The sequence below is a fragment of the Streptomyces sp. NBC_00158 genome (assembly GCF_045160885.1).
Taxonomy (GTDB): Bacteria; Actinomycetota; Actinomycetes; order Streptomycetales; family Streptomycetaceae; genus Streptomyces.
On record NZ_CP108161.1, the window covers coordinates 633,197 to 646,100 of the forward strand.

The 12,904-nt window shown below is 72.8% G+C and carries 12 protein-coding genes; 7 read left to right on the forward strand and 5 right to left on the reverse strand.

The window, feature by feature from the left end; all coding sequences use genetic code 11:
• Positions 1 to 132: 132 nt before the first annotated feature.
• The 7 genes from OG553_RS02770 (at position 133) to OG553_RS02800 (ending at position 6,485) form a co-directional block, all read left to right on the forward strand.
• Positions 133 to 810, forward strand: coding sequence for a response regulator transcription factor (locus OG553_RS02770; protein WP_405977407.1), 678 nt, complete (start codon positions 133 to 135; stop codon positions 808 to 810).
• Positions 803 to 2,260 carry a sensor histidine kinase gene (locus OG553_RS02775; RefSeq protein WP_405977408.1) on the forward strand — a complete coding sequence of 486 codons (1,458 nt, stop codon included), beginning with the start codon at positions 803 to 805 and terminating at the stop codon, positions 2,258 to 2,260. The genes OG553_RS02770 and OG553_RS02775 overlap by 8 nt, the downstream gene beginning before the upstream one ends.
• A 70-nt stretch (positions 2,261 to 2,330) precedes the next feature.
• Entirely contained in the window at positions 2,331 to 2,891 is a 561-nt protein-coding gene (locus tag OG553_RS02780) for a universal stress protein (RefSeq protein WP_405977409.1), read from the forward strand.
• A gap of 89 nt (positions 2,892 to 2,980) precedes the next feature.
• On the forward strand, positions 2,981 to 3,406 hold the full coding sequence (locus OG553_RS02785; RefSeq protein ID WP_405977410.1) for a hypothetical protein: 426 nt from the start codon (positions 2,981 to 2,983) through the stop codon (positions 3,404 to 3,406).
• Between the two features lie 137 nt (positions 3,407 to 3,543).
• A complete protein-coding gene (locus OG553_RS02790) occupies positions 3,544 to 3,963 on the forward strand; it encodes a hypothetical protein (protein ID WP_405977411.1) in 420 nt (139 codons plus the stop codon).
• A gap of 123 nt (positions 3,964 to 4,086) precedes the next feature.
• Positions 4,087 to 5,181 carry a PLP-dependent cysteine synthase family protein gene (locus tag OG553_RS02795; protein ID WP_405977412.1) on the forward strand — a complete coding sequence of 365 codons (1,095 nt, stop codon included), beginning with the start codon at positions 4,087 to 4,089 and terminating at the stop codon, positions 5,179 to 5,181.
• Positions 5,181 to 6,485 (forward strand): MDR family MFS transporter, encoded by a 1,305-nt coding sequence (locus OG553_RS02800; RefSeq protein WP_405977413.1) that lies wholly within the window; start codon positions 5,181 to 5,183, stop codon positions 6,483 to 6,485. Before OG553_RS02795 ends, OG553_RS02800 begins: the two co-directional genes overlap by 1 nt.
• Before the next feature lie 107 nt (positions 6,486 to 6,592).
• On the opposite strand, the gene OG553_RS02805 is transcribed toward OG553_RS02800, so the two are convergent.
• From OG553_RS02805 to OG553_RS02825, 5 genes are all read right to left on the reverse strand, one after another.
• Entirely contained in the window at positions 6,593 to 7,309 is a 717-nt protein-coding gene (locus tag OG553_RS02805; protein WP_405977414.1) for a hypothetical protein, read from the reverse strand.
• A 131-nt stretch (positions 7,310 to 7,440) separates the two neighbouring features.
• Complete coding sequence (locus OG553_RS02810) at positions 7,441 to 8,331, reverse strand: geranyl diphosphate 2-C-methyltransferase (protein WP_405977415.1); 891 nt, start codon at positions 8,329 to 8,331, stop codon at positions 7,441 to 7,443.
• Positions 8,332 to 8,345: 14 nt separating this feature from the next.
• Positions 8,346 to 9,728, reverse strand: coding sequence for a family 2 encapsulin nanocompartment cargo protein terpene cyclase (locus OG553_RS02815; protein WP_405977416.1), 1,383 nt, complete (start codon positions 9,726 to 9,728; stop codon positions 8,346 to 8,348).
• 98 nt (positions 9,729 to 9,826) lie between these two features.
• Complete coding sequence (locus tag OG553_RS02820) at positions 9,827 to 11,239, reverse strand: family 2B encapsulin nanocompartment shell protein (RefSeq protein ID WP_405977417.1); 1,413 nt, start codon at positions 11,237 to 11,239, stop codon at positions 9,827 to 9,829.
• A gap of 292 nt (positions 11,240 to 11,531) precedes the next feature.
• Entirely contained in the window at positions 11,532 to 12,683 is a 1,152-nt protein-coding gene (locus OG553_RS02825) for an amidase domain-containing protein (protein WP_405977418.1), read from the reverse strand.
• Between the last annotated feature and the right edge of the window lie 221 nt (positions 12,684 to 12,904).

The window sequence follows — 12,904 nt, forward strand, 5'->3', positions numbered from 1 at the left end:
GGACTCCTCAGGCACAACCGGGCACCGCACCCGGCTCGTCGCCGAGCATGCCGGGGCGATGCTGAAGCCCACCTGAAGCCGCCTGAAGACCCCTTCAGCAAAGCCCGGAGCCCACCTGAGACCCTGGGCGGCATGCGCGTACTGGTGGTGGAGGACGAACGACGGCTGGCGCTCGCCCTCCAGCGGGGGCTCCGTTCGGAGGGCTTCTCGGTGGACGTGGCCCACGACGGGCCGCAGGGCCTGTGGATGGCCTGCGAGCACGATTACGACCTGATCGTGCTCGACATCATGCTGCCCGGCCTCAACGGCTACCGGGTCTGCGCCCGGCTGCGCGCCGCCGGCAACGAGTCCGGGATCCTGATGCTGACGGCGAAGGACGGCGAGTACGACGAGGCCGAGGCCCTGGACACCGGCGCCGACGACTTCCTCTCCAAGCCCTTCTCCTACCTCGTCCTCGTCGCCCGGCTCCGCGCCCTGGGCCGGCGCACGGGCCGCCGCGGCCCGCGGACGATGGAGTTCGGCGACCTGCTGGTCGACCCGGCGCGCCACCTGTGCTCCCGGGGCGGGACGCCGATACGGCTGACCGCGCGGGAGTTCGCGGTGCTGGAGTGCCTGGCCCGGCGGGCCGGCGAGGTGGTGCCCAAGCGGGAGATCCTGGAACAGGTGTGGGACAGCGCCTTCGACGGCGATCCGAACGTGGTCGAGGTGCACGTCAGCGCGGTGCGCCGGAAGATCGACGCGCCGTTCGGCCGGTCCGCCCTGGAGACCGTGCGCGGCGCCGGATACCGGCTGGCGGCCGACGGTGGCTGAGGCGGCGGCCCCGGCGGCGCCCGGTGCGGTGCGCCGGCTGTTCGGCCGCGTACGCGGACCCGCGCGCCGCCTGCTGCGGCGGATCGGGCCCGCCACCGTCCGCGGCCGGGCCACCGCCGGCGCCGTCGCCGTCGTGGCGGTGGCCCTCGCCCTGGCCTCGTTCGCCCTGCTCGGGCTGCTGAGGGCCAACCTGCTGCGCAACGCCGAGCGCGACGCCGAGCGGCAGGCCGTCACCATCGCCCGGCTCGCCGCCGCCGGCGGACTGGACCGGATGCGCGCACCCCTGCCCGGCGCCGACTTCGTCCAGGTGGTGGGCGCCCGCGGCCGGGTGCTGCGGGCCACCCCGAACCTGGCCGGCGCGCCCGCGCTCGGCCCCGGCGGGCCGTCCGGGCCCGGAACCGCCTTCCACACCTGGCGGGTGCGGCCACTGGGCGGCGAACACCGGCTCAGGGTCGTACAGGTCACCACGGACACCCCGCAGGGCCTGGTCACCGTGTACGTCGGCACCTCCCTGCGCGACGTGGACGCGGCCGACGACACCACCACCGCCGCGCTCGCGGTGGGCGGGCCGCTGCTCCTCGCCACGGTGGCCCTGGTCACCTGGCGGGTGACCGGCCGCGCCCTGCGGCCCGTCGAGGCGATCCGCGCGGAGGTCGCCGAGATCACCGACCGGGACCTGCACCGCCGGGTCCCGGTACCCCCGACCCGCGACGAGGTGGCCCGCCTCGCCGAGACGGTGAACGCCACGCTGGACCGGCTGGAGTCCTCCGGGCAGCGCCAGCGCCAGTTCATCGCCGACGCCTCCCACGAACTGCGCAGCCCGATCACCGTGCTCCGCACCCAGCTGGAGGTGGCCCTGGCCGTCCGGGACCCGGAGCTGTGGCCGGAGCTCATCGGCGGGGCGCTGGAGGACACCGAGCGGCTCCAGCACCTGGCCTCCGACCTGCTCCTGCTGGCCCGGCTCGACGCCGCGCAGCCCGTAGCGGCGGCCCGGCTGGACCTCGGCGCCCTGGTGGGTTCCGCGGTGGCGGGACGCTTGGGCGACCGGGTGCCCGTACGCACGGAGCTGGCGGCCGGGGTGGAGGTGGAGGGCAGCGAACTGTGGCTGACCCGGGTGGTCACCAACCTGCTCGACAACGCCCAGCGGTTCGCCGACCGGCGGGTCGAGGTCGTCCTGCGCACCGCCGGCGACGGCGACGGGACGCGGACCGCCGTCCTGGAGGTGCTCGACGACGGTCCCGGCATCCCGCCCGCCGACCGGGAGCGGGTCTTCGAGCGGTTCACCCGGCTCGACGACGCCCGCAGCCGCGACCACGGCGGGGCCGGCCTGGGCCTGGCGATCGCCCGCGACCTGACCGCCCATCACGGCGGCAGCCTCACCGCCGAGCCCTCGGAGCGCGGCGCCCGCCTGCGGGCCGTCCTCCCGGCCGCCGCGCCCGCCGTCTCCTGACGGGAATTTGACGCCCGCCGACCGGGTCCATACGCACCGCTGACGTACGGGCGGCGCCGACGGGCGTTCAATGGAAGCCGGACGGTTGGCGGCGACGCGGGAGGGGCCGGCGGTGGGCGGACGACGGGTGGTTGCGGGAGTGAGCGGCGGGCCCGGAAGTCTGACGGCCCTGCACCGGGCCGCCGACGAGGCCCGGTTGCGCGGGGCCGAGCTGTGGGCGGTGCTGGCCTGGCAGACGCCGGGCGGGGGGCCGGCCGCCCGGGGCTCCTGCGCCTGCGCCCCCTACCCCGAGTACCGGGACGCGGCGGCCGCACGGCTGCGCGACGCCGTGGTCACCGCCTTCGGGCGGGGCGGCCCGGGCGTCCGCATGACGGCGCAGATCGTACGCGGCACCCCGCGGGCCGTGCTGGTCGACGCCGTACGGGACGCGGACGACCTGCTGGTGGTCGGCGCGGGCCGCCGGGGCCGGCCGCTGGGCGCCCTGTGGCCCTCGGTGGCCCGGCACTGCCTGGCGAAGGCTCCGTGCCCCGTGCTCGTCGTACCGCCGAACCCACTGGAGGCCCAGCTGCACACGGTGCGCCGCCGCAACGCCTGGCACCTCCCCCTGGACGCGCGGGAACTGGCCGGCTGAGCCCTCCTGCCGGACACCGGCCGGGAAGCGGTCGGCGATTGTCCGGTTCGGGAGCTCGCATCACGCGGGGGACAAGCTAAGATCACAGCGTGGTCACAGCCAGGTCCCCCCGTACGCCGCATCCCCGCATCCCCGCGGGCCTGCTGCACCTGCTCGGGCTGACCCTGGTGCTGCTCGGCCTGCTCTGCGCACACGGCTCCGGCCCGCACGGCTCCGCCCACGCCACCTCCACCACGGCGTCCGCCGCCCAGGCGACGGCCGCCACCGGCACCGCGACCCCGGCATCGGCGACCCCCGCCGACCACCACCCCTCCCACCCGGTCCACGACTGCGCCCCCGTGCCCCACCGTGCGGCCCCGTCGGCGGACGCGGCCTCAGCTCCCCCGGCGGCGACCGTCGCCCGGCCCGCACCCGCGGCCCACCGGGACACCGTCGGCCACCCCGGCCCGGCCCGCAACCCGGCCGGACCCGCCCCCTCGGCACACCACGCGACCTCCGCCGTCCTCCAGGTGTAGGCAGCGTCTTCGGATCACGCCGGGCCGGCGCGATCCGAAGAACACGGCCTGGACCCGGGATCCCTCCGGGCCCGTCCCGCGATCCCCGCCACCCCCAGCCCGCCCGGGCCCCGGGGTGCCCGCCGCACGGAGGAACCTTGTCCACCCATCCCCACGCACGCCCCTTACGTCACGATTCGCCCTGGTACCGCATGCTGGTCACGGGCATGCTCTGCGCGCTGCTCCTCGCGGCCCTCGCCTGCTCCTCTCACGGGCACGCCGACGTCGCCTACGGCTCGCCGGCCGCCGGAGCCGCGCTGGAGCCCGGGCCGACCGCGCCTGCAGAGCCCCTGGGCCACGCGCACCCGCATCCCGGCCACGGGTCCAGCTGCGCCTCCTCCGACCCCGCCCCCACCGGCCAGGGGCCGGCCCCCCTGTCCGCCGCTCCCGCACGGCCCTCGGCCGACGCGGACGACGGTGCGGTCGGCGCCAGGGCGGCGCCCCCGGGCTCCGCCGGACCGGCCCCAGCCCGCTCAGGACGTTCCACTCTGACCATCGTCTGTCGATGGCGGCTCTAGTCCGCTCCCGTAAGCCCGTTCGCAACGGCTGACGTATGCCCCCAACGGGCGGACCCTGCCCTGCCCAGGCTCGGCATTCCCACGAGCGCGACCACCGAACCACCATCAAACGAGAGCGGAACAATGCATTCTTCGGCCACCGACGTCACTCCCCCCGCCCGCTCCGGCCTCTCCGGGCTGGTCGGCAACACCCCCCTGCTGCGCGTGTCGGAGCCCCTGGCCCCGGCGGGACGCGGCTTCTGGGCGAAGCTCGAAGGCTTCAACCCCGGCGGCATCAAGGACCGTCCCGGCCTGCACATGGTCGAACGGGCCCGCGCCCGGGGCGAGCTGAAGCCGGGCGCCCGGATCATCGAGTCCACCAGCGGCACCCTCGGCCTCGGCCTCGCCCTGGCCGGCATGGTCCACGGGCACCCCGTCACGCTGGTCACCGACCCGGGCCTGGAATCGTCGATGACCCGCCTGCTGACGGCGTACGGGGCGCAGGTCAACGTCGTCTCCGAACCGCACCCCACCGGCGGCTGGCAGCAGGCCCGCCGCGACCGCGTCACCCAGCTGCTGGCGCAGCACCCCGACTCCTGGTGCCCGGACCAGTACAACAACCCGGACAACACCACCGCCTACACCCCGCTGGCCCTCGAACTGGCCACCGAGCTGCGCCACATCGACGTCCTGGTGTGCAGCGTCGGCACCGGCGGCCACTCGGCGGGCGTCTCCCGCGTGCTGCGCCAGCTCTACCCCGACCTGAAGCTGGTGGGGGTGGACACCGTCGGATCCACCATCTTCGGCCAGCCCGCGCGGACCCGCCTGATGCGCGGCCTCGGTTCGAGCATCTACCCGCGCAACGTCGCCTACGAGCAGTTCTCCGAGGTGCACTGGGTCGCCCCGGGCGAGGCCGTGTGGACCTGCCGCCAGCTCGCCGCCTCCCACTACGCCGCCGGCGGCTGGAGCGTCGGCGCGGTCGCCCTGGTGGCAGGCTGGCTGGCCCGCACCCTGCCCGAGGACACCCGGATCGCCGCCGTCTTCCCCGACGGACCGCAGCGCTACCTGGGCACGGTGTACGACGACGACTACTGCGCCGCGCACGGACTGCTGGACTCCCCGCCGGCCGCCGAGCCCGACACGATCGGCCGCCTGGACGAGAAGGAGGTCACCCGCTGGACCCGCTGCGCGAGCGTGGTCGACCCGCTGACCCTGCGCGCGTCGGAGGTTCCCGCCTGATGAAGGGCACCCTCGCGCAGGTCCGTACGTACGAGCGCAGCGTCCAGCTGCTGATGGTGAACCAGTTCACCATCAACCTCGGCTTCTACATGCTCATGCCCTACCTCGCCACGCACCTGGCCGGCCCGCTCGGGCTGGCCGGCTGGACGGTCGGACTCATCCTCGGCGTGCGCAACTTCAGCCAGCAGGGCATGTTCCTGATCGGCGGCACCCTCGCCGACCGCCTCGGCTACAAGCCGATGATCATCACCGGGCTCGCGCTGCGCATCGCCGGGTTCGCGACCCTCGGGCTGGTCGACTCGGTCCCGGCACTGATCGCCGCCTCCGCGGCGACCGGGCTGGCCGGGGCCCTGTTCAACCCGGCCACCCGGGCCTACCTGGCGGCCGACGCGGGCGAACGCCGGGTGGAGGCCTTCGCCCTGTTCAACGTCTTCTACCAGGCGGGCATCCTGCTGGGCCCGCTGGTGGGCATGGTGCTGACGGGCGTGGACTTCCGCGTCACCTGCCTGGTGGCGGCCGGGATCTTCGCGGTGCTGAGCATCGTGCAGATCCGGGCGCTGCCCGCCCGCCGGGGCAACGACGCCGCCGCCCGCTCCGAGGGCCCCCGGGAGGGGGTGCTCGTCCAGTGGCGCGGGATCCTCGCCAACCGGCCGTTCCTGCTGTTCTCGGTGGCGATGGTCGGCTCGTACGTGATGACCTTCCAGGTCTACATGGCGCTGCCGCTGGAGGTCCGGCGCGTCGGCGGCGAGGGCGGCTTCGGCACGGCCGCGGTGGCGGTGCTCTTCGCGGTGTCCGGGCTGAGCACGATCCTCTTCCAGACCCGGGTCACCGCCTGGTGCAAGGCCCGGCTGGAGCCGGGCCGGGCGCTGGCCTGGGGGCTGCTGGTCATGGGGGCGGCCTTCCTGCCCCTGCTGGCGGCCACGGCGGTGCCCGTGCCCGCGTCGCAGCTGGGGACGCGGCTGCTGGCGGCGGTGCCGCCGGTACTGGCGGCGCTGCTGCTGGCCGTGGGGACGATGATCGCCTACCCGTTCGAGATGGACACCATCGTCCGCCTCTGCGGGGACCGTCTGGTCGCCACGCACTACGGGCTGTACAACACGGTGTGCGGGGTCGGCATCGCCGTGGGCAACCTGCTCACGGGGGCGGCGCTGGACGCGGCCCGCGCCGCCGGGATGTCCGCGCTGCCCTGGCTGGCGCTGTTCGTCCTGGGCCTCGGCTGCACGGCCGCGCTGTACGGCCTCGACCGTACGGGCCGGCTGGCCCCGCCCGCCCGCGGGGCGCGCTCCGAGGCCGTACCGGCCTGAGTCCGCCGCCCGCTTCCCGCCGCCCGACTCCGGCCGGGCGGCGGGAAGCGGGGTGCGGCTCAGGGGCTCAGGGGCTCAGGGGCTCAGGGGCTCAGGGGCTCAGGGGCTCAGGAGATCCCGTACCACTGGCTGGCCCAGCCGGTGTTGATGGTGCTGGTGGACTGCTCACCGAGGTTCACGCTCGCCGGCAGGGAGTTCTGGCCGGTCAGGATGGTGCTGTAGCGCAGGTTGGGCGGCGTGAGGCCCGCGTTGACCGAGATGCCGGCTCCCGTGGACTTCAGGGTGAGGGCGTTGGTGGCCCAGTTGCCGTTGAGCAGGAGGGCGATGAAGTAGGTCCCGGGGGCGGCGGTGAACGGCTTGGCGAGGGCGAGCGGCTTCGCGACCGGATCGGTCATCAGCTGGGGGGAGACGTCCGGGGTGGCCGCGCGCAGGGTGCCGGTGGCGTCGTACACGCCCAGGTAGCAGTTGGAGAGCTGGGCGTTGGGGTCGAGGCCGGCCAGCCCCAGCCAGATGTTCGACCAGGTGATCTCCTGGCGCAGGACCACCCGGACCAGGGTGACGCGGCCTCCGACGCCGGCCGCCGACTGGGCGGTGACGTGCCCCGCGTCGTTCGGGTCGCCGGTCCAGGCCAGCAGGTTCTGGTCCTGCGGGCGGGGCCCCTCGTACCCGCCCCCGGTGCCGCCCGGCGCGGGCGGTGCCGCCACGGCCGCCGGGGAACCGCCCGCCGCCTTCGGGTCCTTGTCCGGTGAAGTGCAGCCGGCCAGGACGAACAGCGCTGCGAGCGCGGCGGCGAGAGAGCGCGCGGCGGTGGTGCGGGTGGACATGCTTCCCCCAGGTGGTGCGGATGTACCGGGGGCCATGGTCACATGCCCGGGAGGGGCCGGGTCCGTCGGCTGACGGTCCCGGCCCCTCCGGTGTGCGGCGGCGGGCCCGGTCGGAGCCCGCCCGGATCCTGTCAGACGCGGTCGGCGGCGATCAGGACGTACTGGAAGGAGCCGTCCTCATAGGACTTGATGAACGCCTCCTCGATACCGGTGACCAGGGAGGACGTCGCCCGGAGCTTCCAGTAGGGCAGCGTGTCGGGGGTCAGGTCGATGACGGCCTGCGGTACGAGGCGGTTGTCGGCCATGGCCCGCAGGTACTCGCGGCGGGAGTGGATGTTGCACTCGAAGTGCGCGTTGATCTGGGAGACCCACTTGGAGGGCTGGCCGTAACGCGGGTTCCAGCAGCCGGTGATGGTGACGTAGCGGCCGCCGACGGCGAGGACCCGGGAGTGCTCGGCGAACAGGTCGTGGAGGTCGACGTACATGCTCGACTCGTTGTTCCACGAGGCCGCGGCCCGGCCCGTCTCGAAGGGGGTGTTGAGCATGTTGCAGACGCGGGCGCGGACGTGGTCCTCGATGCCGAGTTCGCGGGCGCGCTGGTTGGCGAAGTCGGCCTGCTTGGCCGACAGGGTGACGCCCTCGACCTTGCAGCCGAAGCGCTGGTGGGCCATCACCATCGAGCCGCCGCGGCCGCAGCCGGCGTCGACGAGGGTGTCCTCGCGGCCGATCGGGCCGAGGTGGTCCAGGAGCAGCTCGGCCTGGGCCGACTCCAGCCGGTGCAGTTCGGCGATCAGCTTCTTCTCGTATTCGCTGTCCTCGGTGTCGCCGAGGGCGGCGTGGTCGATGTCGCCGATGCCGTAGTGGTGGTGGTAGAGGCCGTCGACGTCGCCCAGGCGGAGGTTGACGGGCCGGGCCTCGTTGTTCCAGTAACGGGCGATGTCGCCCTGGTAGGGCGTCGTCGGCGCGGGGATGAGCACGGAGCCGACGGAGGGGGTGGCGGTGGTGAAATCAGTGCTGGTCACGAATAAGTCCGTCCTTACCAGAAATCGGGCAGGCTGTAGCGATAGGTGTTCGTCTGGTGCCAGTAGTGGTTGCCGTCGACCCACACGGCCACCCCCCGCAGGAAGCGCAGCACGCTCGGTACGGGGCAGGCGGCGGCCAGGGCGGCGGTCTCGGCTTCGAACTCGTGCATGAGTTCGTTGTGGACCTCGATCGCCTTGAGGTAGCCCTCCCGGTCGGAGACTCCCTCGCGTTCGGCGATCACCACGGGCAGGTTCAAGTGGCGCCCGGGGCTGGAGAGTTCCTTGGTGTACGAGTAGAGGTCGTTGACGATGGTGCTGACATTGCCGGCGAGTGCGAGGACGCGCTGCATCGCGGGCTGGGCGTGCAGGTCGGTGGGCAGCTCGTATCCGCCGACGGTGTCCGTGATGGTGGGGCACGGCCGGAAGTTGTTGAACTGCCGCATGACGAGGTACTCCCACACCTCGGGCATGTGGTCCGTCTGCGCCCAGGCGGCCTCGGCGAGGTAGCCCATGTGCAGCCGGGCCATGTCGTGCCGGAAGCGGTCGGCCTGGGAGGGCGTCGACTGCTGGACGAAGTACTCCATGGCGGAGCGGTAGGAGCGCCGCGGGGCGTCCTCGTGGAGCGACTCCGCCCAGCGGGGGTGGTACTCCTTGGTGGTGTGCAGGGGGTCGAGGGCGCTGTGCGCCAGCAGCAGCCGGCCGCCGAGGCCGATCGGCGAACCCCCGTGGTCCTCGCAGTACATGTCGTCGACCGCGTTCTCGGCGACCATCAGCCGGGCGGCGATCATCAGGTGCTCGATGGTCGGGGCGTCCGGGTGGCAGGCGACCATGTAGCGGCCGGTGGAGAAGCCGTCGAACTCGCCCTCCCAGTCGTCCGGGTAGAGCTGGATCTCGTCCAGCGCCCAGGCCTTGATCCGGCGGCTGAGCTCGGCCACCCGCGCCGGGTCGGGTTCCGGGACCGGGTGGTAGTAGAGCCCGGGGATGTGCAGGGCGTCCACCGGCGCGGGGGGTGCCTGCGGTTCCGCGTACGGGGCGAGGTGGAGGGCGGTGGTGCCCAGGCCGCTGGGCCCGCGGATGATCCGCTCCAGGGCCCCGCCGGCCTGCCGTACCGTTCCCTCTCCGTCCCCCGCCGCGGGGGCGGCCGCGGCGGGGGTGTGGGTGCCGAAGGGCAGGACGGGCGCGGACGGCAGGGCGGGCCGGGTGGCGGCGGGGGCCGTGACGACGGGCGTCGCGGCCACCGCGGCTTCGGGGACGGCCCGGGCCGCGGCGGCTTCCGCGACCGGGGCGTCGGCCGGGGCCCGGCCCAGGGCCAGGGTGTCGGCGAGGACGTGCGCGCCGAAGTGCGCGGCGGCGGAGGGCAGGCTCGACTGCAGAGGGGAAGGCCCGGGATCGGGCATCCGTGGCTCCTTGGTGAGGTGGGTGAGGTGGCCCGGATCCCGGGCGTGCTCGGCCGGGCCCGGGGTGTGCCGGGTGTCGCGGCCGGTGGGCAGGTCCTCTAGTCGCGCCTGCGGGCGATCTGTACGTTCTCCAGGACGCCGAGGGCGTCGGGCACCAGGATGGCCGCGGAGTAGTAGGTGGTGACCAGGTAGGAGATGATCGCCTGCTCGTTGATGCCCATGAAGCGCACCGACAGGCCCGGCTCGTACTCCTCGGGCAGACCGGTCTGCCGCAGGCCGATGACGCCCTGGTTGTCCTCGCCGGTACGCATGGCGAGGATGGAGCTGGTGTTCTCCTTGCTGATCGGGATCTTGTTGCAGGGCAGGATCGGCACGCCCCGCCAGGCCGGGACCTGCTGGCCGCCGACGTCGACGTGGTCCGGGTAGAGCCCGCGCGCGTTGAACTCGCGCCCGATGGCCGCGATCGTCTTGGGGTGGGCGAAGAGGAACTTGGTTCCGCGGCGGCGGCAGAGCAGTTCGTCGAGGTCGTCCGGGGTGGGCGGGCCGGAGTGGGTCTGGATCCGCTGCTTGAAGTCGGCGTTGTGGAGCAGGCCGAACTCGCGGTTGTTGATCAGCTCGTGCTCCTGGCGCTCGCGCAGCGCCTCGATGGTGAGCCTGAGCTGTTCCTCGGTCTGGTTGTGCGGCCCGTTGTAGAGGTCGGCGACCCTGGTGTGGACCCGCAGGACGGTCTGCGCGACGGAGAGCTCGTACTCGCGGGGCTTGAGCTCGTAGTCCACGAAGGCGGTGGGGAGTTCGTACTCGCCGGTGTGGCCGGCGGACAGGGCGATCTCGGCCTCGCCGTGACGGTTCTGCCGCTGCTGCGGGAGCGAGCTGAACTCCTGGATGTGGGCCTGGAGGGTCGGCGCCGAGGCCAGTACGGCGGCGAACTCGCTGCGGGAGAGGGTGAGCAGGGTGCCGGGGGTCTCCGCGGTGGCGGTGTAGTCCCAGCCCGCGTCGCCGTCGAGCAGGGCGTTCTCGCCGAAGCGGTCGCCGTCGGCGAGGGTGGCGATGGCGACCTCGTCGCCGTACTTGCCGATGGAGGTCTGGCTGATCCGGCCGTGGGCGATCATGTGGATCTGGTCGGCCGGGGCGCCGCGCTCGACGAGCACCTCGCCGGCGCGGAAGTCGCGCTGGACGCACCGGCCGGCGATCGCGGTCAGCACCTCCAGGTCGTCGAAGCCGCGCAGCAGGGCGAGTTCGCCGAGCTCCTGGGGGATCACGCGGACCGAGGCGCCGTCCTGGACGAATTCGATCCGCCCGTCGCCGACGGTGTAGCTCAGGCGGCGGTTCACCCGGTAGGCGCCGCCCTTGGTCTCCACCCACGGGAGGCTGCGCAGCAGCCACCGGGAGGTGATCTCCTGCATCTGCGGGGCGGACTTGGTGGTGCTGGCAAGGTTGCGGGCGGCGGCCGTGCTCAGGCTGGACTGCTGCGGCGGATCCAGCTGGGCTTCCGGGCTGCTTTCAACGGTCATGCGACGAGCTCTCCTTAGTAAAGCTCGGCGGCGTACATAAGCGCACGTCACCGGTGAAAAGGAAAAAGGGGGCGAATATCCGGGAATCCGTCCAGATCTCGGCTGACAGTAACGGCCACTTCGCCCGGATGACCTTGAAACACCGGTGGCATTACCTCGATGCAGTGATCTTGATGCATGGGAGGTTTGGCGCGGTCAATGACGACATTCGGCCATTCGGCCGTTCGGGGCACGAAAAAGCCCCTCCCGCCGGGGAGTGTTCCGCCGGCGGGAGGGGCTCGGGTGACGACCGTCAGGTGCGGTACGCGAAGTAGCGCGCGTCCGGGTAGGACGCGATGATGCTCGCGAGCGACTTGCGGTACGTGTTGGTGGAGTGGTACGTGAGGTACGGCATCCCCGCACGGCTGCGGTAGCTGACGATCATGGAGTGGTCCTTGGACCCGTCCTTGTTGAAGTCGACCTGCAGGATGTCGCCGATGTCCATCTGGTACACGTTCGCCAGGTTCGCGGCCCGCTCGTTGGAGAGCGTGAACCAGGCCCACTCGTTCGCCCCGACCCAGGAGTCGGACTGGCGCGTGCCGTCGTACCACCAGTTGCGGTAGTCCGAGGAGGTGCCCGGGACGGGCTTCCAGCCGCCGGCCTTCAGCGCCTGGCTGATGAAGTTGGTGCAGTCACCGCCGGCGCCGTTGAACTTCCGGTAGGCCGGGTTGTAGTTGCTCCAGTACTTCTCCGCGTACTTCGCCATGGCGTTGTAGTCGTACGCGCCGCCGGTCAGCGTCTTGGGCTTGGGCGCCGGGGCGGGGTACTTCGTGGACGCGGGCGTGCCGTCCGGGTACTGGTTGCCGTCGTCCTTGACGGTGGCGGCGACCTTGGCGGCCACGGGCTCGTTGACCGCGACGGGGGCGTTGGCGCTGTCCTGGGACTTGATGGAGTTCAGCTCCCAGGAGCCGCCCTTCTTGCCCGACAGCGTCAGCTCGTACCGCGTCTTGAAGTCCGTGGTGTCCGGTTCGTCCCCGCGCACCTTCTTGTAGGTGAGCGTGGTCTGCTCGGTGACCTGGACGGTCGCCTTGCCGCCGGTGATGGTCGCCTTCTCCACCACGACGCGGGTGTCGGCGGCCGTGTAGGCCTCACCGAGCTCCGCGAGACGGGTCTTGCGGGACTTGAGCGACGCGATCGCCGCGTCCTCGTCCTTCTTCAGCTTGTCCGACAGGCGGGCCTTCTTCTTGCCGGAAGGTCCCCCCTCACGGTGCTTCACGTGGCCGTCGACCAGGGCCTGCGTGCGCTGCGAGAGCACGTCGTCGGCTATGCGGCCGAAGGCGTCCGCGGTGGCGCGGTCGGCTTCCTCCGTCGTGCCCGCGCTCGCGGAGTAGGCGAACAGGCTGCCGGACGCTATGGCCACGGTCAGGGCCCCGATGGCGGCCAGCCTGAACCTCTTAGGTATCACTGTGCATCCCCTTGTCACCCGGTCCACACGGACCGGGAGGACGGAATCTTCGCACAACTGGGCGACGCTGTGGCCGCGTTCCGTTTCGTCCCCCGTTGCCCGGCAATGATCGCCCCACACGCCGGGCGCCCCGACTCCGCTTCCGCATCGCGAGACGCACCGGCACCACCCTCCGGTTCCCACCACCTCCTCACGTTCTTCACAGGAAATGCATCTAGGCT